Genomic DNA, 25033 nt, shown 5'->3' on the forward strand with positions numbered 1-25033 from the left:
CCGGAGAAGAATGTACCAGTGCGCCCGCCCGGGTCGCGCCACGAAACCGATCGCGGGACGCCACGGCGACCGCCGGAGGACCGTTCACCCCATGACCCACACCCACGTCGCCGGCTCGATCCACGCCGACGCGGCGTCGCGCGCGCCCGGCTGGCTGGCGGTGCCGGACGACGTCAACGCCCTGATGCCCAAGCTCTGGAGCGACGGCGTGACCAAGGACGCCGACGGCGTGCTGCGGGTCGCGGGCCTGGACGTGACCGAGATCGCCGCAGCGGTCGGCACCCCGGCGTACGTCATCGACGAGGCGGACCTGCGCGCCCGGGCCCGGGCCTTCGCCCAGGCGTTCGCGGGCTGGCACGTCTACTACGCGGGCAAGTCGTTCCTCTGCACCAAGGTCGCGCGCTGGGTGGCCGAGGAGGGCCTGGGCATCGACACCTGCACCGGCGGCGAGCTGGCCGTCGCCCGGCGGGCGGGGGTCGACATGGCGACGGTCGGCCTGCACGGCAACAACAAGAGCGTCGCCGAGCTGGTGGCGGCCCTCGAGGCCGGCGTGGGGCGCATCATCGTCGACTCGTTCGACGAGATCGCCCGTCTGGGGCACCTGGCCGGCGAGCTCGGGAAGCGGCCGCGTGTCATGGTGCGCGTCACGACAGGCGTCGAGGCCCACACCCACGAGTACATCTCGACCGCGCACGAGGACCAGAAGTTCGGCTTCTCGATCGCCGGCGGCGCCGCGGCCGAGGCGCTCGACCTGTGCCAGGCCGACGAGCGGCTCGACCTCATCGGCATCCACTCCCACATCGGCTCGCAGATCTTCGACACCGAGGGCTTCGAGGTCGCGGCGCGCCGCACGTTGCGGCTGCACGCCGACTTCGCCACCCGGCACGGGGTCGAGCTGCCCGAGCTCGACCTGGGCGGCGGCTTCGGCATCGCCTACACCAGCCAGGACACCCCGGCCACGCCGGCGCACCTGGCCGAGGCGCTGAACCGGATCGTGCGCGCCGAGTGCGCCGCGCTGGGCATCGCGGTGCCGCAGCTGTCCATCGAGCCCGGCCGCTCCATCAGCGGACCGAGCGGCTTCGCCCTCTACACCGTGGGCACGGTCAAGCGCGTCCAGCTCGACGGCGGGGCGAGCCGGCTCTACGTGGCCGTCGACGGCGGCATGAGCGACAACATCCGCACGGCCCTGTACGCGGCGGAGTACTCAGCGACCCTCGCGTCGCGCCGTTCCGACGCGCCGCCGACGCTGGCACGGGTCGTCGGCAAGCACTGCGAGGGGGGCGACATCCTCGTGCGCGACGAGTTCCTGCCGTCCGACGTCGAGCCGGGCGACCTGCTCGCCGTACCGGCTGCCGGCGCCTACAGCCGCAGCATGGCCAGCAACTACAACCACGTCCCGCGCCCGCCGGTGGTCGCGGTCCGCGACGGCGAGATCAGCACGCTCGTCCGCCGCGAGACCCTCGACGACCTGCTCGCGCTGGACGTCGGCTGAGCTGTCCGGAGCCGCCCGGACGGCGTCGCACTGTGGAACATGGGGCGCCGATCGGGCGAGGATGCGGAAGAATCGCAGCGCCGCGACCCTCGGGCGGCGCCAACCGGTGCAGGGAGACCCTCGGTGACAGTCACTGACGCGCGGAACGACGCGCAGGCCGACGGGCGTGCCGACGCACGGCCCTCGCCCTCGTCGCGCGACGACGCCGGCCGCCCGCTCAAGGTCGCGCTGCTCGGCTGCGGCACGGTGGGCTCGGAGGTGGCGCGCCTGGTCGTCGAGCAGGCCGACGACCTCCGGGCGCGCATCGGGCGACCGCTGGAGCTGGTGGGCATCGCGGTGCGCCGCGCCCACCGCGAGCGGCCCGGGCTGGACCCGGCCCTGTTCACGACCGACGCGCAGGCCCTGGTCTCACGTCCGGACGTCGACCTCGTCATCGAGGTCATCGGCGGCATCGAGCCCGCCCGCTCGCTCATCCTCGCCGCGCTCGCGAACGGCGCCTCCGTCGTCACCGCGAACAAGGCCCTGCTGGCGGAGGACGGCGCGGCGCTGTTCAGCGCGGCCGAGCGGAGCCAGGTCGACCTCTACTTCGAGGCCGCCGTCGCCGGCGCGATCCCGATCATCCGGCCGCTGCGGGAGTCGCTCGTCGGCGACGAGATCACCGCGGTGACCGGCATCGTCAACGGCACCACGAACTTCATCCTCGACAAGATGGACACCTCCGGCGCCGGCTTCGCGGAGACGCTGGCCGAGGCGCAGGAGCTGGGCTACGCCGAGGCCGACCCGACCGCCGACGTCGAGGGCTTCGACGCGGCGGCCAAGGCGGCCATCCTCGCCAGCCTCGCCTTCCACACCCGGGTGACCGGCGCGGACGTCTACCGCGAGGGCATCGCCGACGTCACCTCGACCGACATCGCCTCGGCCCGCGAGATCGGCTGCGTGGTCAAGCTCGTGGCGCTGTGCCAGCTGTCGGAGGAGGCCGCCGACGGGTCCGGGCGCAGCGTCTCGGTGCGCGTGCACCCGGCCATGATCCCGCGCAGCCACCCGCTGGCCGGGGTCGGCGGGGCGTACAACGCGGTCTTCGTCGAGTCGCGCTCGGCCGGACGGCTGATGTTCTACGGCCCGGGCGCCGGCGGCTCGCCGACCGCCAGCGCCGTCATGGGCGACCTCGTCACCGTGGCCCGCAACCGGGTGCGCGGCGCGGTCGGGCCGGGGGAGTCGACGTACGCCGCCCGGCGGGTCTCGCCGATCGGCGACGTGACGACGCGCTACCACCTCTCGCTCGAGGTGTCCGACGTGGCGGGCGTGCTCGCCGCGGTGGCGCAGGTCTTCGCCGAGCACGGCGTGTCCATCCAGACCGTGCGCCAGCAGGGCCGCGGGGACGAGGCGCAGCTCGTCGTGGTCACCCACCGGGCGAGCGACGCCGCGCTCAGCGCCACGGTCGAGGCGCTGCGCGACCTCGCCGCGGTGCGCGACGTGACCAGCGTGATGCGGGTCGAGGGAGACGTATGAGCACCGTCAGCGAGGCCGCGGCCCAGCGTTCCGTGGTGGCGCGCGCCACCGTCGGCGTCATCGCGCGCTACCGCGACTGGCTGCCGCTGGCCGAGGACGACCCGGTGATCACGCTCGGCGAGGGCAGCACGCCGCTGGTCCTGGCCGAGCGGCTGTCGGAGGAGCTGGGCTGCGAGACCTGGGTCAAGGTGGAGGGCGCCAACCCGACGGGGTCGTTCAAGGACCGCGGCATGACGATGGCCCTGTCGGCCGCGGTGGCCGACGGGGCGCGGGCGGTGGTCTGCGCGTCGACCGGCAACACCTCCGCGTCCGCGGCCGCGTACGCCTCGAAGGCCGGCCTGCAGACGATCGTGCTGCTGCCGGCCGGGCGGATCGCCACCGGCAAGCTCGCCCAGGCGATCGTGCACGGAGCCAAGGTCGTGCAGGTCGACGGCAACTTCGACGACTGCCTCGAGCTGGCCCGCAAGCTCAGCCACGACTACCCGGTCGCGCTGGTCAACTCGGTGAACCCGGTCCGCATCGAGGGCCAGAAGACCGCGGCCTTCGAGGTGGTGGACGTCCTCGGCGACGCGCCCGACCTGCACGTGCTGCCCGTCGGCAACGCCGGCAACATCACGGCCTACTGGCGCGGCTACACCCAGTACCGGGCGGCGGGGCACGCCTCGCGGACCCCGCGGATGTGGGGCTTCCAGGCGGCCGGTGCGGCACCGCTGGTGCTCGGCCACCCCGTGCTCGACCCCGAGACGGTCGCCACCGCGATCCGGATCGGCAACCCCGCCTCCGCCGACAAGGCGATCGCGGCCCGCGACGAGTCGGGCGGGCTGATCGACATGGTCACCGACGAGCAGATCCTCGCCGCGCAGTCCTTCCTGGCGGCGCGCGAGGGGATCTTCGTCGAGCCCGCCTCGGCGGCCGGCGTCGCCGGGCTGCTCGAGAAGCGGCGCACCGGCGAGCTCGAGGCGGGCCGGCAGATCGCCGTCACCGTCACCGGCCACGGCCTCAAGGACATCGACACCGCCCTCGCCGGGCGCGGGCCGGTCCGCGCGGAGGTCGTCGCGCCGGACCTGCACGCGGTCGCCGGGGTGTGCGGGCTGCTCGGGTGAGGCGCGGGAGCGGGGCGGCATGAGGACGCTCGCGGTCGGCACGCGCGTCAGCGTCGAGGTGCCGGCGACCAGCGCCAACCTCGGGCCCGGCTTCGACTGCTTCGGCCTCGCGCTCGACTGGCGCGAGCGCGTCGACCTCGAGGTGGCCGCCTCCGGCATCAGCGTCGACGTGACGGGGGAGGGCAGCGAGGCGCTGCCCCGCGACGAGACGCACCTCGTCGTGCGGTGCCTGACCGAGGGCCTGGACGACCTCGGCGTCCGGGTCCCGGGACTCGCCGTGCGCGGGCACAACACCATCCCGCACGGGCGCGGTCTCGGCTCGTCGTCCGCGGCGATCGTCGCCGGCCTGCTCGGGGCGCGGGCGCTGGCCGGCGCCGGCGACGACCCCGCTTGGCTGCTGCGCCACGCGAACCGCATCGAGGGCCACCCCGACAACGTGGCGGCCGCCATCCACGGCGGCTTCGTCATGGCGTACGCGCACGGCGACCACGTCGCCGTCGCCCAGGGCCGGGTCCACCCGGACGTGCGCGCGGCCGTCGTGGTGCCGGACCGGCCGGTGGAGACGCGGGCGGCGCGCCGGCTGCTGCCCGACGCGGTGCCGCACGCCGACGCGGCGGCCGACGCCGGTCGCGCCGCGCTGCTCGTGCACGCCCTCGCGCACGAGCCGCACCTGCTGGCCGTCGCCACGCAGGACTGGCTCCACCAGCGCTACCGCGAGCCCGCGATGCCCGAGGCGTACGCCCTGATGTCGCGGCTGCGGGCCGCCGGCTTCGCCGCGGTCGTCAGCGGGGCGGGCCCGTCGGTGCTCGTGCTGGGCACCGACGCCGAGCTCAACCGGCTCGAGGCCGCCGAGCCGGGGACCCGGTTCCGCCGCTCGGGAATCGGCGGCGCGGCGCGCGCGTTGTGATGCTCGACGCGAGTCGATCAGGATCTGGCCGGAACAGTGCTAGCCTGAATCTCGCCCGACACAGCCGGTGCCTCCCGAGGATCCACGCCAGAGATCCCGGTACGCCCGACGCGCTGATCGTGCAGCGCCTGCCAAGACGGCGCGACGCCAACCCTGTGTCAAGCACTGCGTCACCTCCCGCAACCCTGAAGCGCCCGACGGGCGGCAGGCAGCGGGAGGGCCTCACACACCACCGGCCGACGTGACAACGCACTCGGCCCTGGACTGGGACACACGTCGTGGCCCACTCCGAAAGGACGAACTTTGACCGACACCCTGACTGAAGCCCAGGTGCCCGCGGACTCTCCCGCCGAGGGCGGCACCCGTCGGCGTCGGGGCAACGGGCTGGACTCGATGGTCCTGCCCGAGCTCAAGCAGCTGGCCAGCTCGCTGGGCCTCAAGGGCACCGGCGCGATGCGCAAGGGCCAGCTCGTCGCCGCGATCCAGGCCGCGCAGGGCGGCTTGAACGGCGGCTCCTCGAACGGCGGCTCCTCGGAGGGCGGCTCCTCCAACGGCGGGTCGACCCGGCGCTCGCGCCGGGGTGGCACCGGCGACGGTGCCGACCAGGCCCCGGCCGGCGAGGCCGGCGCCTCGAACGGCGGCTCCAACGGTGAGGGCGACGCCCGCACCCGTACGGCTCCGGCGCGCAGCGACGAGATCGCCAACGCCCTCCACGAGCTCCGCGAGACCGTGCCCCAGACCCGCGAGCCGGCCGCGTCCGAGCGTCCGGTCCAGGCCGAGGCGCCGGACTCCGGTCGCCAGGACCAGGAGCGCGGCGAGCGGACCGAGCGCGCGGAGCGTTCCGAGCGCTCTGAGCGTTCCGACGACGACCGCGGCGACGGCGAGCGTCGTCAGCGCCGCGACCGCCAGCAGGGCGACGGCGGCCAGCAGAGCCGTGACGGCGGCCAGCAGCGCGACCGTCAGGACGACGGCCAGCGTCAGCAGCGAGACCAGAACGGCCAGAACGGCGCTCAGAACCGGCAGGGCGACGGCCAGAACCGCGGCCAGAACAACGGCCAGGGCAACGGCCAGAACCGCGACGACCGGAACAACGACCGCGCGAACGACCGGAACAACGACCGCGGCGGCAGCAACGACTACGACGACGAGGCCGGCGGTCGCCGTGGTCGTCGTCGGCGCAGCCGTGACCGCCAGAACCGGCGCACCGGCGGCCGTACCGGCGGCCAGGGCATGGACCGCTACGAGAGCGAGCCCACGGTCAACGAGGACGACGTCCTCGTCCCGGCCCGCGGGATCCTCGACGTCATGGACAACTACGCGTTCGTCCGGACCAGCGGCTACCTGCCCAGCCCCGAGGACGCGTACGTCTCGCTGGCGATGGTGAAGAAGTTCGGCCTGCGCAAGGGCGACGTCGTCACCGGCCAGCTGCGGCTGTCGAAGGAGGGCGAGAGCAAGGCCAAGTTCAACCCGCTGGTCAAGCTCGAGACCGTCAACGGCGCCGATCCCGAGGCGGCCCGCAACCGTCCCGACTTCGCCAAGCTGACGCCCCTCTACCCGCAGGAGCGCCTCAAGCTGGAGACGACGGGCACGCAGCTCGCGACCCGCATCGTCGACCTGATGGCGCCGATCGGCAAGGGTCAGCGCGCCCTCATCGTCTCCCCGCCCAAGGCGGGCAAGACGATGATGATGCAGGCCATCGCGAACGCGATCGCCGCCAACAACCCTGAGGTCCACCTCATGGTCGTGCTCGTCGACGAGCGTCCCGAGGAGGTCACCGACTTCCAGCGCACGGTCAAGGGCGAGGTCATCGCCTCGACGTTCGACCGTCCGGCCGGCGACCACACGACGGTCGCCGAGCTCGCGATCGAGCGGGCCAAGCGCCTGGTCGAGGCGGGCAAGGACGTGGTGATCCTGCTCGACGGCATCACCCGCCTGAGCCGCGCGTACAACCTGGCAGCCCCGGCCTCGGGCCGCATCCTGTCCGGTGGTGTCGACTCCGCCGCGCTCTACCCGCCGAAGAAGTTCCTCGGTGCGGCGCGCAACATCGAGGGCGGCGGTTCGCTGACCATCCTCGCCACCGCGCTGGTCGAGACGGGCTCGAAGATGGACGAGGTGATCTTCGAGGAGTTCAAGGGCACCGGCAACTCCGAGATCCGGCTGCGCCGCGACTTCGCCGAGAAGCGGATCTTCCCCGCCATCGACGTGGACGCCTCGTCGACCCGGCGCGAGGAGCTGCTCATGTCGCGCGAGGAGCTCAACATCGTCTGGAAGCTGCGCCGCGTCATCGGCGGCCTCGACAGCCTCCAGGGGCTGGAGACGCTGCTCGACCGGCTCAAGAAGACCGAGAGCAACCGCGACTTCATGGTGGCGATCACCAAGTCGATGCCCGCCTGACCGGTCTGTCCGCTCACTCCGCCGAGGTTGCAGGTGCTCTTCCTGCCCTGCAGCCTCGGCAGAGCGCGTGCATCTCACGACATCGTGAAATGCACGACGCACGCCGCGCACCAACCCGCCGGGGCGGGACTAAATCCCCCACTTTGGCGTTGTAGAGCCTGTACGGCAAGATTGATCCTCGGTCCGGTTCACGCCCGTCTGGCGACCCGGCCCACCGACAAGGAGACCCACATGAAGGCCAACATCCACCCCGCCTACGGGGAGACCCAGGTCACCTGCACCTGCGGCAACACGTTCACCACGCGGAGCACCGGCGGCGACAGCATGCGCGTCGACGTCTGCTCGGCCTGCCACCCGTTCTACACGGGCAAGCAGAAGATCCTCGACACCGGCGGCCGCGTGGCCCGGTTCGAGAAGCGCTACGCCGCCGCTCAGGCCGCGAAGAAGAAGTAGCACCACCGGGCGCCGGGGGCGGGGACTGCGGTCCTCGCCCCCGGCGTTTCGTCTGTCCAGGACCGGTGCGAGGGGAGAACCACCATCTTCGAATCAGCGGAACCGCTGCGTGAGGAGTTCGCGCAGCTCGAGGCCGCGCTCTCGGACCCGGCGACGCACGCCGACCTGGCGAAGGCGCGCCGGATCGGGCGGCGCTACGCCGAGCTGACGCCGATCGTCAAGGGCCTCGACGAGCACCACCGCCTGGTCGAGGACATCGCCGCGGCCCGTGAGCTGGCCGCCGACGACCCCACCTTCGCCGCGGAGGCCGACGAGCTCGAGCAGCGCCTCACCACGGTCACCGAGCGGCTCACGCGCCTGCTCGCGCCGCGCGACCCCAACGACTCCTCCGACGCGCTCATCGAGATCAAGTCCGGCGAGGGCGGTGAGGAGTCGGCGCTGTTCGCCGGCGACCTGCTCAAGATGTACTCCCGCTACGCCGAGGGCCGGGGCTGGAAGGTCGAGGTCCTCGACGCCCAGGAGACCGACCTCGGCGGGTTCCGCACGGTGACCGTCGCGGTCAAGGCGCCCAGCGTCGGCGAGCCCGACCAGATGCCGTACGGCGTGCTCAAGTTCGAGGGCGGGGTCCACCGCGTCCAGCGGGTGCCGGTCACCGAGTCGCAGGGCCGCGTGCACACCTCCGCCGCCGGCGTGCTGGTCATGCCCGAGGTCGAGGAGACCGAGGTCGAGATCAACCCCGACGACCTGCGCATCGACGTCTACCGCAGCTCGGGTCCCGGCGGCCAGGGCGTCAACACCACCGACTCGGCGGTGCGCATCACGCACCTGCCGAGCGGCATCGTCGTCTCGATGCAGAACGAGCGCTCCCAGCTGCAGAACCGCGAGCAGGCGATGCGCATGCTCCGCGCGCGGCTCATCGCCCTCGCGGAGGAGCAGGCCGCGAGCTCGGCGTCGGCGGCGCGCAAGAGCCAGGTCCGCACGGTCGACCGTTCCGAGCGCGTGCGCACCTACAACTTCCCCGAGAACCGCATCTCCGACCACCGCATCGGCTTCAAGGCGCACAACCTCGACGCCGTGCTGAACGGGGAGCTGCAGCCCGTGATCACCGCGCTGCAGGACGCCGACACCGCCGCCCGCCTCGCCGCGGTCGGCGGGCCGGCCGACTGAGCGCCGCCGTGCCCGCCCACCCGCACCCGGTCCGCGCCGTGCTGGCCGACGCGGCCGCTCGGCTGCGCTCGGCCGGCGTCGAGTCGCCCGAGGCCGACGCGCGGACGCTGCTCGCGTACGCCTGCGGCATCGAGCCCGCCCGCATCCCGCTGCTCGACGGCGTGGACGACGACGCCGTGGCCGTGTTCGAGGGGCTCGTGACCAGCCGCTCGGCCCGCGTCCCGCTGCAGCACCTGACCGGGCGCGCCTACTTCCGCCACGTCGAGCTCGAGGTGGGCCCCGGCGTGTTCGTGCCGCGGCCCGAGACCGAGGTGATGACGGGCTGGGCGGTCGACGCGCTGCGGCCGATGATCGCCCAGGGCGGGCGCCCACGCGTCGTGGAGCTCTGCGCGGGCTCCGGCGCGATCTCCCTCTCGCTCGCCACCGAGCTCACGTTCCTCGACGTGTACGCCGTCGAGCTCTCGCCCGAGGCCGCCGCGTACGCGCGCCGCAACCTCGCGGACACCCTCGTCGAGCTCTACGTCGGCGACATGGCCGACGCGCTGCACGTGCTCGACGGCCAGGTCGACCTGGTCGTCGCCAACCCGCCCTACATCCCGCTCGACGCGTACGCCTCGGTCGCGCCCGAGGTGCGCGACCACGACCCGCTGCCGGCGCTGTTCTCCGGCGACGACGGGCTCGACGCGATCCGCGTCGTCACCACCGTCGCGACGCGGCTGCTGCGTCCCGGCGGGCTGCTGTGCTTCGAGCACGCCGACGCGCAGGGGGAGTCGGCCCCCGCGGTCGTCACGCGGAGCCAGGCCTTCACCGGCATCCGTGACCACGTCGACCTGTCCGGTCGCCCGCGCTTCGTGACGGCGGTCCGCCGGACCGCTGGCAGGATGGCCGGGTGAGCCAGCACGCCTCGGACCCGGACGACCTCGCCGACGACGGCACGAGCGCGACCGACGTGCCGGTGAGCGGCCGTTCGGGGAGCACGGCCGTCGAGCTCGACGGCCACGGCGAGGGCACGGCGAGCGCCGGGACCCCGAGCACCGAGGTCCCGAGCACCGAGGTCCCGGGCGCCGAGGTCCCGGGCACCGGGGCCTCCGAGGACGGCGGGGAGGAGGGGGAGAGCCTGCTCCTCGAGGAGCAGCGCGACCCCGACGACCACGACGACGACTCGGACGACGACCACGACGACGAGCAGGGCGGTGCGACCTCACCGGCCCATCGGCGCTTCGACGTCACCGACGGCCAGGACCCCGACGAGGCCATCGACGCCGCGCGCCGAGCGGTCGCCGACGGCGCCTGCGTGGTGCTGCCCACCGACACCGTGTACGGGATCGGCGCCGACGCCTTCAGCGCGGAGGCGGTCCAGCGGCTGCTCGACGCCAAGGACCGCGGACGCGACATGCCGCCGCCGGTGCTGGTCGGCGACGCCAGCCTGCTGCGTGCGCTGGCGACCGACGTCCCCGACCAGGCCCACGAGCTGGTCGAGGCCCACTGGCCGGGCCCGCTGACGATCGTGTGCCGCATCCAGCCGAGCCTGCGCATGGACCTCGGCGACACCGACGGCACGATCGCGCTGCGCGTCCCGGACCACGCGCTGGCCCGCGAGGTGCTGCGCCGCACCGGCCCGCTGGCGGTGAGCAGCGCGAACCTCTCCGGCCAGCCCGCCGCGCTCACCTGTGACGAGGCCGTCGCGCAGCTGGGGGACCGGGTGGCGGTCTACCTCGACGGGGGCCCCGCCGGCGTCGAGGTCGACGGCGCACGCGTGTCGCCGCCCTCGACGATCGTCGACTTCACCCGCCGCGACGAGGGCCAGATCCTGCGCCGCGGCGCCCTCGACCTCGACGCGCTGCGCCAGACCCTGCCCGGGCTCGCCGACCTCGACGAACCGCCCGCCCCCGGGAGCCCGTAGGTGCGGGAGTACCTCCTCGTCCTGCTCGTCGCCGCCGCGGTCACCTACCTCGGCAGTGCGTTCTGCCGGCGCCTCGCCTTCCGCGTCGGCGCGCTCGCGCGGGTGCGCGACCGCGACGTGCACACGATCGAGATGCCGTACTTCGGCGGGATCGCGATGCTCGGCGGCGTCGGGGCGGCCCTGCTGCTGAGCTGGCAGCTGCCGTTCCTGGGCAGCCAGCCGACCGTCCAGCAGGACTCCCGGGCGGTGCTCGTCGCCGCGGCCGTGATCGGCGTCGTCGGCGTCCTCGACGACGTGTACGAGCTGCCGGCGCTGGCGAAGTTCGCGGGGCAGGTGCTCGCAGCGGGCGTGGCCGTCGGGCTGGGCGTCAAGATGCTGTGGATCCCGGTGCCGGGCAACCCGTGGCTGCTCGACCAGGCCTCGTCGATCGCCATCACCGTGTTCTTCATCGTGCTGTGCTCCAACGCGGTCAACTTCGTCGACGGGCTCGACGGGCTCGCGACCGGGGTCGTCGGCATCGGGGCGTTCGCCTTCTTCGCCTACTCCTACCTGCTGACCGTCGACCAGCACCTGACCCGGGCCACGACGTCCAGCCTGATCAGCGTGGTGATCGTCGGGGTCTGCCTGGGCTTCCTGCCCCACAACTTCTTCCCCGCCCGCATGTTCATGGGCGACTCGGGCTCGATGCTGCTCGGGCTGCTGCTGGCCACGTCCACGGTGAGCCTGACCGGCCAGATCGACCCCTCGCAGCTCGACAGCGACCGGGGCCTGGTGCCGACGATCCTGCCGCTGGTGCTGCCGCTGGCGATCCTGGCGCTGCCCTTCCTCGACCTCGTCATGGCCTTCGTGCGCCGCACGTACGCCGGCAAGTGGTGGTTCCTGCCCGACAAGCAGCACCTGCACCACCGGCTGCTGCAGCGGGGCCACAGCCAGCGCCGCGCGGTCCTGCTGATGTACGTCTGGTCCGGCCTGGTGTCCTTCGGGGTCATCGTCCTGGGGCTCGTGCACGGCACCCGCCAGTGGACCGTCGCCGGGGTCGTCGCCGTGCTCGCCCTGGTGCTGCTGCTGGTCACCCTGGGACGCCGGCCCGCACGGCCGGTCCAGCCCAGCGCCGAGCCCGCGGGCTCCGGGGTGGCGTTGCGCGACTGAGCTCGCCGACGCGCACCGGACCACGCGTGAGCTCGCTCGTGATGCGGACCACTCCGCGTACTGGTACGCGCGAGCCGTGGCGGGGGAGGGGGGTGAGGTTGTGCTAACTTTCTGGTCCCGCAGCCCCGGCCCCCGTGCCTGCTCGCTCCTCGCGACGCCGCCGCCCCGACCAGCAGAAGGACTGCCCCGACCCATGCCGAACACTCACGCCGAGCGCACGCGCTCGCGCAGGAGCGCTCCGAGCGTGCACGTCGAGCGGGCCCGCAAGCTGCTCTACGGCGGCCTCGCCGGCGGCGTCGCGGCCGCGGTGCTGAGCATGATCGGCTTCGGGATCGGCTACGGCGCCCGCGGGCTCGGCTCGGCGGCGCTCGCGTCGTTCCTCGTGCTCTTCTTCTACACCGCCGGCCAGCTGGTCATGGTCAAGTTCGCCGACGCCGGCGCACGGCTGCTGCTCTCGGTCGCCCTGGCGAGCTACACCTCACGGGTCGCCGTGCTCGGCCTGCTGCTGCTCGTCTACTCGCGCTTCGCCGACCGCTTCCCGGTCATCCCGGTCGTGGTGTTCCTCGCCACCGTCGCGGTGGTCGTCGGCTGGCTGGTCGTCGAGGTGGTCGTCTTCTCGCGGCTGCGGATCAGCGTCTTCGACGAGCCGGCAACCTCCGACGACGAGCCGTCGGCCGCCGTCGCCGAGCACGCGCACGAGGGTGTCCGGTGAGCGTGTCGTCGGCGGACGGCCACCGTCGGGCGACTGATAGCGTCGGGCGCGCGATGACGCAGCAGGGACAGCAGCCGCAGCCGGGCACCGGTGGGTCCGGGCCGGACAAGACGGCCATGGACCAGGGCATGCGCGCGCTGTCGTACCTGATCTCCGGCGTGCTGCTCTACGGCGCGCTCGGCTGGGTCGGCGACCACTTCCTGCACACCCGTTTCCTGCTGCCGATCGGCATCGTGCTCGGCGCGGCCTTCGGCATCTACAGCACCATCCGTCGGTTGTCCGTGACCGACCTGGACAGCAAGGCCGGCACCTCGGTCACGACGAAGGAAGGAGGACGGTGAACCTCCTCACCGTGCTCGCGCCGCTGGAGGGCTTCGAGACCCCCGGGGTCCAGAGCTTCGACTTTCCCGGGCTGTTCGGGATCCCGTGGCTGAACCGCATCCTGCTGCAGGCCGTGGTCTCGCTGATCATCATCATGGCGTTCTGGCTGGTCATGTCCCGCAAGCGGGCGCTCGTGCCCAGCAAGGGCCAGTTCATCGGCGAGTCGGCGTACATGTTCGTGCGCAACTCCATCGGCCGCGACGTCATCGGGCACGACTTCAAGAAGTGGGTCCCGCTCCTCGTCGCCCTGTTCAGCTTCGTGCTGGTCAACAACCTGTGGGGCGTCTTCCCGCTGACCCTGGTGCCGACCGCGTCGCACGTGGGCTGGGCCTACGGGCTGGCCGGGCTGGTGTGGGTCATCTACAACGGCATCGGGATCCGCAAGTTCGGCTTCTTCGGCTACCTCAAGCACGTGACGGTGCCGCCGGGCGTCCCGCTGTGGATGTACCCGCTGATCATCCCGCTCGAGTTCCTCTCGAACATCATCGTGCGGCCCGCCACGCTGTCGCTGCGACTCTTCGCCAACATGTTCGCCGGCCACCTGCTGGTGCTCGTGTTCGTCCTCGGTGGCGAGTACCTGATCGTCGAGAGCGAGCCGATCTTCAACAAGGTCGCCGGCGTCGTCTCGCTGCTCTTCAGCCTGGTGATCTTCGCCCTGGAGCTCTTCGTCCAGTCGCTGCAGGCCTACATCTTCACCATGCTGACCGCCCAGTACATCTCCTCGGCCACCGCCGAGGAGCACTGACCTCCAACCTTCCGCTGACCGCCAGCGGGACACCGAAAGGACGCACCACATGACTCCCCTGGAGCTCTCCGGCTCGCTCGGCATCGTCGGCTACGGCCTCGGCGCCATCGGCCCCGGTATCGGCGTGGGTCTGATCTTCGCCGCCGTCATCGAGGGCACCGCCCGCCAGCCCGAGGCCCGCGGCGCGATGCTCAGCACCGCGTTCATCGGCTTCGCGCTCACCGAGGCGCTCGCGATCATCGGCATCGCGCTCGCCTTCGTCTTCGGCTGATCCGCATGGCTCCTCTCCTGATGCCGTTGGCGGAGAACCCGCTCTTCCCCAACCTGCTCGAGATCATCCTGGCGGTGGTCTTCGCGCTGCTGCTGTGGTTCCTCATCGCCAAGTACGTCGTGCCGAACTTCGAGCGCACGTACGCCGAGCGCACCGAGGCGATCCAGGGCGGCATCGAGAAGGCCGAGCGCGCCCAGGCCGAGGCCCAGGCCGCGCTCGAGCAGTACCGCGCGCAGCTCTCGGACTCCCGGGCGGAGGCGGCTCGCATCCGCGAGGACGCCAAGACCCAGGGCAGCCAGATCCTGGCCGAGATGCGTGAGCAGGCCCAGGCCGAGGCGAACCGCATCCGCACGCAGACGCAGGCCCAGCTGGAGGCGGAGCGCGTGCAGGCCATGACGCAGCTGCGCAACGACATCGGCGGCCTCGCGACCACGCTGGCCGGACGGATCGTGGGCGAGAGCCTCGACGACGACGAGCGTGCGCGCCGTACGGTCGACCGCTTCATCGCCGACCTCGAGTCGCAGGACGTCGCGCGCGACGCCAGCGAGGGCCAGGGCGGCGACGAGGGTCGCTCGGGTTCGCACGCCTACTCCGCGGACCCGGCGTGAGCGAGCGGTCCCGCGAAGCGGTCCTCGACGACGCGCTCGACTCCGTCGGGGTCGACGCGCAGTTCGCCGCCGAGCTCTTCGCGGTCGTCGACGCGCTCGAGACCTCGGTGGCGCTGCGGCGCGCGGTGACCGACCCGGCGGCGTCGGAGGACCGGCGCTCAGGGCTCGTGCACGCGCTCTTCGACTCCCGCGTCAGCGGGCCGGTGGCGGCGTTCGTCGCCGACGCGGCCCGGCGGCGCTGGAGCAGCGGGCGCACGTTCGTGGACGCCCTCGAGCGCGAGGCGGTCCGGGCCCAGCTCCGGGCGGCGGACGCCGACGGCAGCCTGGACGACACCGAGGACGGCCTCTTCCGCTTCGCGCGGATCGTGGCCTCCGACCGCGACCTGCGCACGGCGGTCTCGGACCGGGTCGTGCCGCTGGAGGTGCGCCAGCAGCTGGTGGCCGACCTGCTCGCCGACCGGGCGACGCCGGCGACGGTGGCGCTCGCGCGCCGTGCGGTCGCGGCGCGGAACCGTTCGTTCGACCTGACGGTCGAGACGTACGTGGACCTCGCCGCCGCGCAGAAGGACCGCGTCGTGGCGACGGTCCGGGTGGCCCGTCCCATGACCGACGACCAGCGGCAGCGGATGCGGGCCGCGCTCAGCCGGCAGGCCGGGCGCGACGTGGTCGTGCAGGAGGTCGTCGACCCGGGCGTGGTCGGCGGGGTGCGCGTCGAGCTCGGCGACGAGGTCCTCGAGGGCACCGTGGCCGCCAAGCTGGACGAGGCCAAGCGCCTCTTCGACTAGGACCACCCCTGCGGCAGGGTTGTCCCACCCGGCCGCAGGACGTAAGCAGGCAGTAGCGGGCGCGCAGCGCACGAGAAGCAGACGACACGCCAGACAGACGAACAGTGTTCAGCACACGAGCGACGAGAGCAGGCAGCAGGCGATGGCAGAACTGACGATCCGCCCCGAGGAGATCCGGGAGGCCCTGGACCGCTTCGTCCAGAGCTACGCCCCCGACACGGCCAGCCGCGAGGAGGTCGGCACCGTCGTCAGCTCCGGCGACGGGATCGCCCGCGTCGAGGGCCTGCCGTCGGCGATGGCCAACGAGCTGCTGACCTTCGAGAACGGCACCGTCGGCATCGCGCTGAACCTCGACGTCCGCGAGATCGGCGTCGTCGTCATGGGCGACTCCGAGGGCATCGAGGAGGGCCAGGTCGTCAAGCGGACCGGCGACGTCCTCTCCGTCCCGGTCGGCGACGGCTACCTCGGCCGTACGGTCGACGCCCTCGGCAACCCGATCGACGGCCTCGGCGAGATCACCGACCTCGACGGCCGTCGCCAGCTGGAGCTGCAGGCCGCCGGCGTCATGGACCGCCAGGAGGTCCGCCAGCCGATGCAGACCGGGATCAAGGCGATCGACGCCATGATCCCGATCGGCCGTGGCCAGCGTCAGCTGATCATCGGCGACCGCAAGACCGGCAAGTCGGCCATCGCGCTCGACACGATCATCAACCAGCGCCAGGCCTGGGCCAGCGGCGACCCGGAGCAGCAGGTCCGCTGCATCTACGTCGCGATCGGCCAGAAGGGCTCGACCGTCGCCGGCATCCGCGGCCAGCTCGAGGAGGCGGGGGCGCTCGAGTACACGACCATCGTGCACGCGCCGGCCTCCGACGCGGCCGGCTTCAAGTACGTCGCCCCCTACACCGGCTCGGCCATCGGCCAGCACTGGATGTACCAGGGCAAGCACGTCCTGATCGTCTTCGACGACCTGACCAAGCAGGCCGAGGCCTACCGCGCCATGTCGCTGCTGCTGCGCCGTCCGCCGGGCCGCGAGGCCTACCCCGGCGACGTCTTCTACCTCCACTCGCGTCTGCTCGAGCGCTGCGCCAAGCTGTCCAAGGAGCTGGGCGGCGGGTCGATGACGGGTCTGCCGATCATCGAGACGAAGGCCAACGACGTGTCGGCCTTCATCCCGACGAACGTCATCTCGATCACCGACGGCCAGATCTTCCTGCAGTCGGACCTCTTCAACGCCAACCAGCGCCCCGCCATCGACGTCGGCATCTCGGTGTCCCGCGTCGGCGGCGCCGCGCAGATCAAGGCCATGAAGACGGTGTCGGGCTCGCTCAAGCTCGAGCTCGCCCAGTACCGCGACATGCAGGCCTTCGCCATGTTCGCCTCCGACCTGGACGCCACCACCCGGCGCCAGCTCGACCGCGGCAGCCGGCTGACCGAGCTGCTGCGCCAGCCGCAGTACAGCCCGTACCCGGTGGAGGAGCAGGTCGTCTCGGTGTGGGCCGGCCTGCAGGGCCTGCTCGACGAGGTGCCGGTCGACGACGTGCTGCGCTTCGAGCGCGAGCTGCTGGACTACCTGCGCCACAACGGCAGCGCCCTGCAGAACATCCGCGAGTCCAAGGTCTTCGACGACGACACGGCGAGCGGCCTGCGTGAGCAGATCGCCGAGTTCAAGCGCGGCTTCCAGACCGGCGAGGGCAAGCTGCTCGCCGGTCGCGAGGAGCACGACGCGACGGACCCGGACGACGTGAACCAGGAGCAGATCGTCAAGCAGCGGAGGTCCTGACCCCATGCCAGCGAGCCTGCGCGACCTGCGCCAGCGCCGGAGCTCGGTGACGACCATCAAGAAGGTCACCCGGGCGATGGAGCTGATCGCCGCGTCGCGGATCGTCAAGGCGCAGCAGCGGGCGCAGTCGTCGGCGCCGTACGCGCGTGAGCTCACGCGCGCGGTGTCGGCGGTCGCCACGTTCTCCAACGTGGAGCACCCGCTCACGACCGAGTCGGACAACCCGACCCGCGCCGCCGTGCTGCTGATCACCTCCGACCGCGGCCTGGCCGGGGCGTACTCGTCCTCGGTCATCCGGGCGGGGGAGGAGCTCAACCAGCTGCTGCGCGAGAACGGCAAGACGGCCGTCTCGTACCTGGCCGGCCGCAAGGCGACCGCCTTCTACGGCTTCCGTCGCCGCGAGGTCGCCGGGTCGTGGGAGGGCTTCTCCGACGCCCCGACGTACGCCCACGCCCGCGAGATCGCCGACGCGCTGATCGAGGCCTTCCTCAAGCCGACCGAGGAGGGGGGCGTGGACGAGATCCACGTCGTCTACACCCGGTTCGTCTCGATGCTCACCCAGAAGGCCGAGGTCATCCGGCTGCTGCCGCTCGAGGTCGTCGAGGACACCGAGCCGCCGTCGAAGTCCGACGTGCTGCCGCTGTACGAGTTCGAGCCGGACGCCGAGACGGTCCTCGACGAGCTGCTGCCGCTCTACGTGGCGAGCCGCATCCAGTACTGCCTGCTGCAGGCGGCGGCCTCGGAGCTGGCCAGCCGCCAGCGGGCGATGAAGTCGGCCACCGACAACGCGCAGCAGCTGATCGAGCGCCTGACCCGGGAGGCCAACCAGGCCCGGCAGGCCGAGATCACCCAGGAGATCTCTGAGATCGTCGGGGGGTCCGCGGCCCTGGCCGAGGCCACCGCCGGCGTCGACTAAAGACGTAGGAAGAAGGAGCACCATGAGCGTAGACACCACTCTCGAGGCACCCCAGGCCCCCACCAGCGGGGGCGTGGGCCGGGTGTCGCGGGTCATCGGCCCCGTCGTCGACGTCGAGTTCCCGGTCGACCAGATGCCCGACATCTACAACGCGCTGCAGGTCGACATCACGATCGGCGACGCGACGCGGACCATCACCATGGAGGTGGCGCTGCAGATCGGCGACAACCTCGTCCGGGCGATCTCCCTCAAGCCGACCGACGGCATGCGTCGCGGCTCCGAGGTGCGTGACACCGGCGGTCCGATCTCGGTCCCGGTGGGCAACATCACCAAGGGTCACGTGTGGGACGTCACCGGCAACGTCCTGGACGTCGACGCCTCGACCATCCAGATCGACGAGCGCTGGTCGATCCACCGCCCGCCGCCGGCGTTCGACCAGCTCGAGTCGAAGACCGAGATGCTCGAGACCGGCATCAAGGTCCTCGACCTGCTGACCCCGTACGTGACCGGCGGCAAGATCGGCCTGTTCGGCGGCGCCGGTGTGGGCAAGACGGTGCTCATCCAGGAGATGATCTACCGCATCGCCCACAACTTCGGCGGCACCTCGGTGTTCGCCGGCGTGGGGGAGCGCACCCGCGAGGGCAACGACCTCATCAACGAGATGGAAGAAGCCGGCGTCTTCAAGGACACCGCGCTGGTCTTCGGCCAGATGGACGAGCCGCCGGGCACCCGGCTGCGCGTGGCGCTGTCGGCGCTGACCATGGCGGAGTACTTCCGCGACGTCCAGAACCAGGACGTGCTGCTCTTCATCGACAACATCTTCCGGTTCACCCAGGCCGGCTCGGAGGTCTCCACGCTGCTCGGCCGGATGCCGTCGGCCGTGGGCTACCAGCCCAACCTGGCCGACGAGATGGGCCAGCTGCAGGAGCGGATCACGTCGACCCGCGGCCACTCGATCACCTCGATGCAGGCGATCTACGTGCCCGCCGACGACTACACCGACCCGGCGCCGGCCACCACGTTCGCCCACCTCGACGCGACCACCGAGCTGAGCCGCGAGATCGCCTCCCGCGGGCTCTACCCGGCCGTGGACCCGCTGAGCTCGACGAGCCGGATCCTCGACCCGCAGTACATCGGGCAGCGGCACTACGACGTCGCGGTCCAGGTCAAGCAGCTGCTCCAGCGCAACAAGGAGCTGCAGGACATCATCGCCATCCTCGGTGTCGACGAGCTGTCCGAGGAGGACAAGATCGCCGTCAACCGTGCGCGGCGCATCCAGCAGTTCCTGTCGCAGAACACGTACATGGCGGAGAAGTTCACGAACATCGAGGGCTCGACGGTTCCGCTGGCGGACACCATCGACAGCTTCGAGATGATCGTGTCCGGCAAGGTGGACCACATCGCCGAGCAGGCGTTCTTCAACGTCGGCAGCATGGAGGACGTCGAGCGCCGCTGGTCCGAGCTGCAGAAGGACAGCTGATCGTGGCTGAGTCCGTCCCGGGGGGGACGACCCCCCCGAACCCTCCCGAGGTGAGGCATGGCTGAGCCGATGCAGGTCGAGGTCGTCTCCGCCGACAAGGTCATCTGGTCGGGCGAGTCGACGAACGTCATCGCCAAGACGACCGACGGCGAGATCGGGATCCTCCCCGGTCACGCCCCGGTCCTGGCTGTGCTGCAGCCCAGCGCCGTGGTGATCTTCTGCGAGGACGGCCGCAAGCGTGAGGTGGTGGCCGTCGACGGCGGCTTCGTCTCCGTCTCGCAGGGCCGGGTCTCGATCCTGTCGGAGTACGCCCGGCTGGCCGACGAGCTGTCGGTCGGCGAGGCGGAGCGTGAGCTCGCCGAGGCCCAGCAGCGCCTCGACTCCGGCGACGGGAACGAGGAGGACCGCAAGCACTTCCAGCGGGCCACCGCGCAGCTTCGCGCGGCGCAGAAACGGCAGTAGCCCTCGAGGGCGCCCGGCGCGCCCGCCGAGGTCCTTCCGGCTGAGCCCGGACGAACCGCCCGCGTTTTGGCGCGGGCGGTTCTCGCTGCCATGCTCGTTGCAGCGCACGTGATCGGACCGACGGCGAGGACGGTGGATGAGCGGTTTCCTGGGGGTCCTCGAGGTCCTGGGGCTGCTGCTCGTCCTCGCCGTGCTCCTGCTGCTGCTCCTCGCGGTGCGGCGCCGGTGGCTGGCCCGCCGGGGCGGGACGTTCGAGTGCAGCCTGCGGCTGCGCACCAGCACCCCGGGCGCCGGCTGGGTCCTCGGGGTGGGTCGGTACAACGGCGGACGCCTCGAGTGGTTCCGGTTCTTCTCCTTCGCCGTCCGCCCGCGCGAGACGTTCCCCCGTGGCGAGGTCCGCGTCCTGGAGAGCCGGTCACCCGATCCCGTGGAGGCGGTGGCGCTCACGGCGGACTCGCGCGTCCTCGCCCTCGAGAAGGGACCCCAGACGCGCGAGCTGGCCATGAGTGAGGACTCGCTGCTCGGCCTCCTGGCGTGGCTGGAGGCCGCGCCCCCGGGCATCACCTCGGGGTCGCGGGCCTCCTGAGCGCTCGCCGGTCCACCGGCTCGCGTCAGTGCACCGGGGCCACCGGGGTGACGGTGATCTGCCCCTTGCCCGTCTTCGCGCTGCTCACCTCGACCTGCACGCCGAGGCGCTGGAGCCGGGTGTCGAGCGCGCCGGCCAGGTCGCCGGCCACCTCGCGGTGGACCCGGCCGAGGACGGCCGGGATGTCGGAGCGGTCGTCGACCGTCAGGCGCACGGTGAGGTCGGGCTGCGCGACGCTGCCGCGCAGGACCGCCGACGCGCCGCTGACGCCCGGCAGGCTCTTGAGCTGGGCCTCGACCGCGTCGGCGACGACCCCTGCGTCGACCCGGGTCAAGCCGGTCTCGGCGTCGTCGTGCAGCCGGAACGGCTTCGCCTCGCGCTTGCGCGGGACCTGGGCGAGCAGCCACGCGAGGCCGAGCAGGGCCACCACGACCGCGACGAGGGCGACGAGCACGACGACCCAGGTGAGGGCGAGCGCGGCGGCGGTGGCCGCGCCGAACAGCCGCTGCCCCGTGTCCGGGGGCGTCCAGCCGATGCCGGCGGCGGAGGCGAGCGGAGCCGCCTGGCCGGTGGACACCAGGAGCCCTGCGGCGCCCAGCAGGACGAGCAGGACGCCGAGGACGGTGAGCCAGGCGCGGTTCAGGCGGGTGGCGGACTGGCGCATCAGAGGTCCTTCGTGGTGACGGTGGCGCTCACCCGCGGGGCGGGGTCGAGGCCGGCGGCGGTGAGGGTGTCGGTGACCCGCTGGACGACGCGGTCGCGGATCTGGGCCGTCTGCTCCGAGGACGTCGTCAGGTGGAGCCGCACGCGACGGCCGTCGGAGGACGCGGAGACCTTGTCCACGCCGTCCACGCGGTCGGCCTGCGCCGCGGCCAGGCGGGCGACCGCGCCGTTGGTGATGACGTAGTCGGTCTGCCCGACCAGCTCGCCGGACGGGCCGCGGAGCTGGGTGGAGCGGTGGCCGCCGGGCTTCAGCCCGGCGAGGAGCAGCACGACGCCGGCGACGACCGCCAGCGCGGCGGCGACGACGACCGCCGGCGAGCCCCAGGTCTGGCCGGCCACGGCCGAGGCCGGAGCGGTGGCCTGCGTCGGCCAGGTCCCGGTGGCGAGCCGGCTGATCGCGACGACGGCGGTGAGGGCGCCGAGCCCGAGCAGGAGGACGGCGACGATCGTGGCCGGCACGGTGCGGCTGGGTCGGCGGCGCAGCCGCCGGGAGCGGGTGGTGCTCATCGCAGGGCCTTTCTGGGAGTCCCTTCCTGCACGGGCAGGTAGGTCACGTCGATGTCGACGCGGCGGACGTCGACGCCGGTGAGGGCCTCGACGCGGTGCGTGACGTGCTGGCGCAGGGCGGCCGCCGCACGCCGGATGGAGCCCGGGTAGGCGATGCCGACCGCGATCGACAGGTCGGCCGACTCGCTGGAGAGCGTCACGTCGACCTTGGGCCGCGCGGCCGGGTCGGCGTCGGTGCCGATGCCGAGGAACCCGCCGGACCGGCCGGAGACCTCCGGCACCTCGGTCGCCGCCTGCGCCGCGACCTTCTCCAGCACGCGCTCGGCCACGACGAGCGTGCCGCGCGTGCGGAGCGCGGCGTCACCGGCGACGGGCAGCGTGCGCACGCCGTCGTGGGTGGTCACGAGGCTGCTCATCGCTTGGCCGTGGCCCGCCCCAGGAGGCCGGCCAGGTCGAGGCGGCCGTCGAGCACGAGCCCGACGACGAGGCCGACGGCCCCGAAGAGCAGCACGACGACGAACGCGCCGAACGTGCCGAAGGCGGCGGTGAGGCCCAGGATCAGGCCGACGAACAGGGCGGTGGTGGTGCGCGACATGGCGCAGTTCCTTCCTCGGGGTCGGGGCGCGGGGTGCGCCCGGAGTGGTGGCGGGGTGGTGGTGACGCGGCGAGGAGCGGCCGCACCGGGGTCGGTGCGGCCGCCCGTCAGGGTCGGGTCAGCGCAGCGGCGCGCCGGCGGTGTCGACCGCGTCGTCGTCCTCGTCCGGCAGGTGGACGTCGGAGACGTTCACGTCGACCGAGACGACCTCGAGCCCGGTGCCGAACTCGACCGCGCGGATGACGTTCTCGCGGATCTGCTCGCTCACGGTGACGATCGAGGCGCCGTACTCGACGACGACGGACACCGACACCGTGGCCTGGCTCTCGCCCTTCTCGATGCTCACGCCGTCGGACACGCTGGCCTGGCCGGTGCCGCCGGTCACCCGGTTGGTCACCGAGCTGATGGCGCGGCGTGCGGCGTTGCCCATGGCGTACACGCCGGGGACCTCGCGGGCCGCCATGCCGGCGATCTTGGCGACGACGGTGTCGGCGATCGTGGTGTCGCCGTGCTCGGTGTGCAGGGCGTCGATCTGCTTGGGCGCGGGGGCGTCGGCGGCGGCCTTCGCGGCGGCGGACTGGCGCTCCTCGACGGTCTGCGGGATCACGGTGTCGGACATGGTCACTCCTACGGTTCGGGCGCTTCTTGGTGTTGCGCTGACACCTGTAGGTCGGAGCCTGCGAGTATTTCGTCACGCGGATCCGCGAACTTTTTCCGTGCGCGCCCGCTGGACGGTCGACGAGGACCGCCCGGAGGAAGGAGGAGCACGGCCGATGACCCCCGATGCCGACCCCTCCGTGGTGCAGCCCCTCGACGCGGGCGCGTACGAGGAGTGGGACGACGCGAGCCTGGTGGGACGTGCCGCCAGCGGGGACGACTCCGCCTTCGCCGTGCTCGTGCGCCGCTACCAGGGCCCGCTGTTCCGCCACGCGCTGCGCCTGACCCCGGACCGTCGGCTGGCGGAGGACATCGTCCAGGAGGCGTTCCTGACCGCCTGGCGGCGCCTGCCGACGCTGCAGACGCCCGAGGCCTTCCGCGGCTGGCTCTACCAGATCACCACCCGGCGCAGCATCGACGCCTTCCGCGCGCGCCGGCCCGAGCAGCCGGTCGACACCACCGCGCCGGAGCTCGACGGGCTGGTCGCCGCCGAGCCGGGTCCCGAGGCGCGGGCCGAGCAGCGCGCCCAGCTCGGCGACCTCGCCGCGGCGCTGCAGGAGCTGCCGGTCGCCCAGCGGGCCGCGTGGGCGATGCGCGAGGTGGACGGCCTGTCGTACGAGGAGGTCGCCGTGGCCCTCGGGGTGCCGGTCAGCACGGTGCGGGGGCGCATCGCCCGCGCCCGTCGTGAGCTCGTGGAGAGGATGGGGTCGTGGCAGACGACGCGCGACTGAGCTGCGGGCGCTCCATCGACGACGTGTGGAGCCACCTCGACGGCCCTCCCGACGAGCACGAGCGCACCTGCCCCTACTGCCTCGAGGCACGGGCGCGGCTGCTGCGGCTCTCCGACGCCGCCATCGACCTCCGCTCCACCGAGGCCGCCGACCCGGCCCTGCAGCCGGACCCCGGGTTCACGGCGTCGGTGATGGGGCTGGTGCGCGCCGAGGTCCGGCGCGGCCAGGCCATCCCCCTGGACGCCGACGAGGTCCCCGGGCTGACGATCAGCGAGCAGGCGGTGGTCGGCCTGGTCTGGGCCGCGGCCGACTCCGTGCCTGGCATCCGGGCGCGCCGCTGCCGAGTGCGTCCCTTCACGGACGACGACGGCGACGGGGACGGGGACGGCGGGGAGGACGGGTGGCAGCCGCCGGACGAGCACGAGCTGCGGAGCGGCACGCTCGTCGACGTGGACCTCGCGCTGGCCGTGGAGCCGGGCACCTCCATCGTCGAGGCCACGGCCACCCTGCGCCGCCGCGTGGCCGAGCAGGTCGCCCGGGAGACGGGCCTCGGCGTTCGACGGGTCGACCTGACGGTGGAGGACGTGCTGTGACGGGACCGACCCACGCCGAGCTCCGGGCGGCGACCGACGACCTGCGCGACGAGCTGGCGGCCGCCACCGAGGCGGTTCCCGGGGTCGTCCGGCTCGAGCCCACGCTGCGCAACGCGCTGCGCCGCCTCCAGGCCGGCACGACGGTGCTCGCGAACGGTCGGGCCGCCCGCTCGGCCGCCGACGGCATCGAGCTGCACCGCCGCGGCGAGGTCGTCGACGTCCACGTCGACGTCGCGACGGCGGCCGACCGGGCCGCCGGGGCCACGGCCCGCGAGGTGCGCCAGGCGCTGGCGCGGGTGCTCGTCGCGCACGCCCTGGAACCCGGCTCGCTCACCGTGGCGGTGCTCAGCGTCGAGCGCTGAGCACCCCCTGAGCGCACGACCGCCCCGCGGCGGTCAGCAGGAAAAAAAGTGTGTCGTCCGCG

General features: G+C 72.7%; 29 protein-coding genes. 24 read left to right on the forward strand and 5 right to left on the reverse strand.

The window, feature by feature from the left end:
* Nucleotides 1–91: 91 nt before the first annotated feature.
* From lysA to BMY04_RS08240, 21 genes are all read left to right on the forward strand, one after another.
* Nucleotides 92–1492, forward strand: a complete 1401-nt coding sequence (gene lysA, locus BMY04_RS08140; protein ID WP_091178708.1) for a diaminopimelate decarboxylase — start codon at nucleotides 92–94, stop codon at nucleotides 1490–1492.
* 123 nt (nucleotides 1493–1615) lie between these two features.
* Nucleotides 1616–3001, forward strand: a complete 1386-nt coding sequence (locus tag BMY04_RS08145) for a homoserine dehydrogenase (protein ID WP_269766210.1) — start codon at nucleotides 1616–1618, stop codon at nucleotides 2999–3001.
* Entirely contained in the window at nucleotides 2998–4104 is a 1107-nt protein-coding gene (gene thrC, locus BMY04_RS08150) for a threonine synthase (RefSeq protein WP_091178711.1), read from the forward strand. The genes BMY04_RS08145 and thrC overlap by 4 nt, the downstream gene beginning before the upstream one ends.
* A gap of 19 nt (nucleotides 4105–4123) precedes the next feature.
* On the forward strand, nucleotides 4124–5011 hold the full coding sequence (gene thrB, locus BMY04_RS08155) for a homoserine kinase (RefSeq protein ID WP_091178713.1): 888 nt from the start codon (nucleotides 4124–4126) through the stop codon (nucleotides 5009–5011).
* Nucleotides 5012–5404: 393 nt separating this feature from the next.
* Nucleotides 5405–7405: a transcription termination factor Rho gene (gene rho, locus BMY04_RS08160; RefSeq protein ID WP_232506263.1), complete on the forward strand. Its 2001-nt coding sequence runs from the start codon at nucleotides 5405–5407 to the stop codon at nucleotides 7403–7405.
* A 231-nt stretch (nucleotides 7406–7636) separates the two neighbouring features.
* Nucleotides 7637–7858: a 50S ribosomal protein L31 gene (rpmE, locus tag BMY04_RS08165; protein WP_091178717.1), complete on the forward strand. Its 222-nt coding sequence runs from the start codon at nucleotides 7637–7639 to the stop codon at nucleotides 7856–7858.
* A gap of 84 nt (nucleotides 7859–7942) precedes the next feature.
* Nucleotides 7943–9025 carry a peptide chain release factor 1 gene (gene prfA, locus BMY04_RS08170; protein WP_091178719.1) on the forward strand — a complete coding sequence of 361 codons (1083 nt, stop codon included), beginning with the start codon at nucleotides 7943–7945 and terminating at the stop codon, nucleotides 9023–9025.
* 8 nt (nucleotides 9026–9033) lie between these two features.
* A complete protein-coding gene (gene prmC / locus BMY04_RS08175) occupies nucleotides 9034–9918 on the forward strand; it encodes a peptide chain release factor N(5)-glutamine methyltransferase (protein WP_091178721.1) in 885 nt (294 codons plus the stop codon).
* Nucleotides 9915–10928: an L-threonylcarbamoyladenylate synthase gene (locus BMY04_RS08180; RefSeq protein ID WP_232506191.1), complete on the forward strand. Its 1014-nt coding sequence runs from the start codon at nucleotides 9915–9917 to the stop codon at nucleotides 10926–10928. The genes prmC and BMY04_RS08180 overlap by 4 nt, the downstream gene beginning before the upstream one ends.
* Nucleotides 10929–12077 (forward strand): MraY family glycosyltransferase, encoded by a 1149-nt coding sequence (locus BMY04_RS08185; protein WP_091178723.1) that lies wholly within the window; start codon nucleotides 10929–10931, stop codon nucleotides 12075–12077. It abuts the gene before it with no gap.
* A gap of 193 nt (nucleotides 12078–12270) precedes the next feature.
* Nucleotides 12271–12789, forward strand: coding sequence for a hypothetical protein (locus tag BMY04_RS08190; RefSeq protein WP_139209793.1), 519 nt, complete (start codon nucleotides 12271–12273; stop codon nucleotides 12787–12789).
* A gap of 53 nt (nucleotides 12790–12842) precedes the next feature.
* Nucleotides 12843–13130, forward strand: a complete 288-nt coding sequence (locus BMY04_RS08195) for an AtpZ/AtpI family protein (protein WP_139209794.1) — start codon at nucleotides 12843–12845, stop codon at nucleotides 13128–13130.
* Nucleotides 13127–13915, forward strand: coding sequence for a F0F1 ATP synthase subunit A (gene atpB, locus BMY04_RS08200; RefSeq protein ID WP_091178728.1), 789 nt, complete (start codon nucleotides 13127–13129; stop codon nucleotides 13913–13915). Before BMY04_RS08195 ends, atpB begins: the two co-directional genes overlap by 4 nt.
* A 49-nt stretch (nucleotides 13916–13964) precedes the next feature.
* Nucleotides 13965–14186, forward strand: a complete 222-nt coding sequence (atpE, locus tag BMY04_RS08205; protein WP_091178730.1) for an ATP synthase F0 subunit C — start codon at nucleotides 13965–13967, stop codon at nucleotides 14184–14186.
* Between the two features lie 5 nt (nucleotides 14187–14191).
* Nucleotides 14192–14794: a F0F1 ATP synthase subunit B gene (locus BMY04_RS08210; protein WP_091178732.1), complete on the forward strand. Its 603-nt coding sequence runs from the start codon at nucleotides 14192–14194 to the stop codon at nucleotides 14792–14794.
* Nucleotides 14791–15579, forward strand: coding sequence for a F0F1 ATP synthase subunit delta (locus BMY04_RS08215; RefSeq protein ID WP_091178734.1), 789 nt, complete (start codon nucleotides 14791–14793; stop codon nucleotides 15577–15579). The genes BMY04_RS08210 and BMY04_RS08215 overlap by 4 nt, the downstream gene beginning before the upstream one ends.
* A 142-nt stretch (nucleotides 15580–15721) precedes the next feature.
* Nucleotides 15722–17359, forward strand: coding sequence for a F0F1 ATP synthase subunit alpha (gene atpA / locus BMY04_RS08220; RefSeq protein WP_091178736.1), 1638 nt, complete (start codon nucleotides 15722–15724; stop codon nucleotides 17357–17359).
* Nucleotides 17360–17363: 4 nt separating this feature from the next.
* Nucleotides 17364–18275, forward strand: a complete 912-nt coding sequence (locus BMY04_RS08225; protein WP_091178738.1) for a F0F1 ATP synthase subunit gamma — start codon at nucleotides 17364–17366, stop codon at nucleotides 18273–18275.
* Between the two features lie 22 nt (nucleotides 18276–18297).
* Nucleotides 18298–19755: a F0F1 ATP synthase subunit beta gene (atpD, locus tag BMY04_RS08230; protein ID WP_091178740.1), complete on the forward strand. Its 1458-nt coding sequence runs from the start codon at nucleotides 18298–18300 to the stop codon at nucleotides 19753–19755.
* 57 nt (nucleotides 19756–19812) lie between these two features.
* Nucleotides 19813–20217, forward strand: coding sequence for a F0F1 ATP synthase subunit epsilon (locus BMY04_RS08235; protein ID WP_091178742.1), 405 nt, complete (start codon nucleotides 19813–19815; stop codon nucleotides 20215–20217).
* A 136-nt stretch (nucleotides 20218–20353) separates the two neighbouring features.
* Complete coding sequence (locus tag BMY04_RS08240) at nucleotides 20354–20803, forward strand: DUF2550 domain-containing protein (RefSeq protein ID WP_091178744.1); 450 nt, start codon at nucleotides 20354–20356, stop codon at nucleotides 20801–20803.
* Between the two features lie 25 nt (nucleotides 20804–20828).
* Here the strand turns inward: BMY04_RS08240 and BMY04_RS08245 are convergent, their stop codons facing one another.
* From BMY04_RS08245 to BMY04_RS08265, 5 genes are all read right to left on the reverse strand, one after another.
* Nucleotides 20829–21467 carry a hypothetical protein gene (locus BMY04_RS08245; protein ID WP_091178746.1) on the reverse strand — a complete coding sequence of 213 codons (639 nt, stop codon included), beginning with the start codon at nucleotides 21465–21467 and terminating at the stop codon, nucleotides 20829–20831.
* Nucleotides 21467–22033: a DUF6286 domain-containing protein gene (locus tag BMY04_RS08250; RefSeq protein ID WP_091178748.1), complete on the reverse strand. Its 567-nt coding sequence runs from the start codon at nucleotides 22031–22033 to the stop codon at nucleotides 21467–21469. The genes BMY04_RS08245 and BMY04_RS08250 overlap by 1 nt, the downstream gene beginning before the upstream one ends.
* The gene (locus BMY04_RS08255; RefSeq protein WP_091178750.1) at nucleotides 22030–22449 is read right to left on the reverse strand and encodes an Asp23/Gls24 family envelope stress response protein; all 420 of its coding nucleotides are present in this window, start codon (nucleotides 22447–22449) and stop codon (nucleotides 22030–22032) included. Before BMY04_RS08255 ends, BMY04_RS08250 begins: the two co-directional genes overlap by 4 nt.
* On the reverse strand, nucleotides 22446–22628 hold the full coding sequence (locus BMY04_RS08260; RefSeq protein WP_091178751.1) for a hypothetical protein: 183 nt from the start codon (nucleotides 22626–22628) through the stop codon (nucleotides 22446–22448). The genes BMY04_RS08255 and BMY04_RS08260 overlap by 4 nt, the downstream gene beginning before the upstream one ends.
* Nucleotides 22629–22746: 118 nt before the next feature.
* Nucleotides 22747–23247 (reverse strand): Asp23/Gls24 family envelope stress response protein, encoded by a 501-nt coding sequence (locus BMY04_RS08265; protein ID WP_091178753.1) that lies wholly within the window; start codon nucleotides 23245–23247, stop codon nucleotides 22747–22749.
* Nucleotides 23248–23401: 154 nt separating this feature from the next.
* Here BMY04_RS08265 and BMY04_RS08270 point away from each other — a divergent pair, with 154 nt between their 5' ends.
* The 3 genes from BMY04_RS08270 to BMY04_RS08280 are packed head-to-tail and all read left to right on the forward strand — an operon-like array spanning nucleotide 23402 to nucleotide 24971.
* Nucleotides 23402–24016: an RNA polymerase sigma factor gene (locus tag BMY04_RS08270; protein ID WP_091178754.1), complete on the forward strand. Its 615-nt coding sequence runs from the start codon at nucleotides 23402–23404 to the stop codon at nucleotides 24014–24016.
* Nucleotides 23995–24609 carry an Asp23/Gls24 family envelope stress response protein gene (locus BMY04_RS08275; protein ID WP_091178756.1) on the forward strand — a complete coding sequence of 205 codons (615 nt, stop codon included), beginning with the start codon at nucleotides 23995–23997 and terminating at the stop codon, nucleotides 24607–24609. Before BMY04_RS08270 ends, BMY04_RS08275 begins: the two co-directional genes overlap by 22 nt.
* The gene (locus tag BMY04_RS08280) at nucleotides 24606–24971 is read left to right on the forward strand and encodes a hypothetical protein (RefSeq protein WP_091178759.1); all 366 of its coding nucleotides are present in this window, start codon (nucleotides 24606–24608) and stop codon (nucleotides 24969–24971) included. Before BMY04_RS08275 ends, BMY04_RS08280 begins: the two co-directional genes overlap by 4 nt.
* Nucleotides 24972–25033: the final 62 nt, after the last annotated feature.

Source organism: Microlunatus flavus, assembly GCF_900110855.1.
Taxonomy (GTDB): Bacteria; Actinomycetota; Actinomycetes; order Propionibacteriales; family Propionibacteriaceae; genus Microlunatus; species Microlunatus flavus.

Bases quoted from the DNA above. Each gene is read 5' to 3' on its own strand.
- thrC (WP_091178711.1), top strand. From the start codon at position 2,998: ATGAGCACCGTCAGCGAGGCCGCGGCCCAGCGTTCCGTGGTGGCGCGC.
- BMY04_RS08195 (WP_139209794.1), top strand. From the start codon at position 12,843: ATGACGCAGCAGGGACAGCAGCCGCAGCCGGGCACCGGTGGGTCCGGG.
- thrB (WP_091178713.1), top strand. From the start codon at position 4,124: ATGAGGACGCTCGCGGTCGGCACGCGCGTCAGCGTCGAGGTGCCGGCG.
- rpmE (WP_091178717.1), top strand. From the start codon at position 7,637: ATGAAGGCCAACATCCACCCCGCCTACGGGGAGACCCAGGTCACCTGC.
- BMY04_RS08265 (WP_091178753.1), bottom strand. From the start codon at position 23,247: ATGTCCGACACCGTGATCCCGCAGACCGTCGAGGAGCGCCAGTCCGCC.
- atpD (WP_091178740.1), top strand. From the start codon at position 18,298: ATGAGCGTAGACACCACTCTCGAGGCACCCCAGGCCCCCACCAGCGGG.
- BMY04_RS08190 (WP_139209793.1), top strand. From the start codon at position 12,271: ATGCCGAACACTCACGCCGAGCGCACGCGCTCGCGCAGGAGCGCTCCG.
- BMY04_RS08255 (WP_091178750.1), bottom strand. From the start codon at position 22,449: ATGAGCAGCCTCGTGACCACCCACGACGGCGTGCGCACGCTGCCCGTC.
- lysA (WP_091178708.1), top strand. From the start codon at position 92: ATGACCCACACCCACGTCGCCGGCTCGATCCACGCCGACGCGGCGTCG.
- BMY04_RS08260 (WP_091178751.1), bottom strand. From the start codon at position 22,628: ATGTCGCGCACCACCACCGCCCTGTTCGTCGGCCTGATCCTGGGCCTC.
- atpA (WP_091178736.1), top strand. From the start codon at position 15,722: ATGGCAGAACTGACGATCCGCCCCGAGGAGATCCGGGAGGCCCTGGAC.
- BMY04_RS08210 (WP_091178732.1), top strand. From the start codon at position 14,192: ATGGCTCCTCTCCTGATGCCGTTGGCGGAGAACCCGCTCTTCCCCAAC.
- BMY04_RS08250 (WP_091178748.1), bottom strand. From the start codon at position 22,033: ATGAGCACCACCCGCTCCCGGCGGCTGCGCCGCCGACCCAGCCGCACC.
- atpE (WP_091178730.1), top strand. From the start codon at position 13,965: ATGACTCCCCTGGAGCTCTCCGGCTCGCTCGGCATCGTCGGCTACGGC.
- BMY04_RS08225 (WP_091178738.1), top strand. From the start codon at position 17,364: ATGCCAGCGAGCCTGCGCGACCTGCGCCAGCGCCGGAGCTCGGTGACG.
- BMY04_RS08270 (WP_091178754.1), top strand. From the start codon at position 23,402: ATGACCCCCGATGCCGACCCCTCCGTGGTGCAGCCCCTCGACGCGGGC.
- BMY04_RS08235 (WP_091178742.1), top strand. From the start codon at position 19,813: ATGGCTGAGCCGATGCAGGTCGAGGTCGTCTCCGCCGACAAGGTCATC.
- BMY04_RS08245 (WP_091178746.1), bottom strand. From the start codon at position 21,467: ATGCGCCAGTCCGCCACCCGCCTGAACCGCGCCTGGCTCACCGTCCTC.
- BMY04_RS08240 (WP_091178744.1), top strand. From the start codon at position 20,354: ATGAGCGGTTTCCTGGGGGTCCTCGAGGTCCTGGGGCTGCTGCTCGTC.
- rho (WP_232506263.1), top strand. From the start codon at position 5,405: ATGGTCCTGCCCGAGCTCAAGCAGCTGGCCAGCTCGCTGGGCCTCAAG.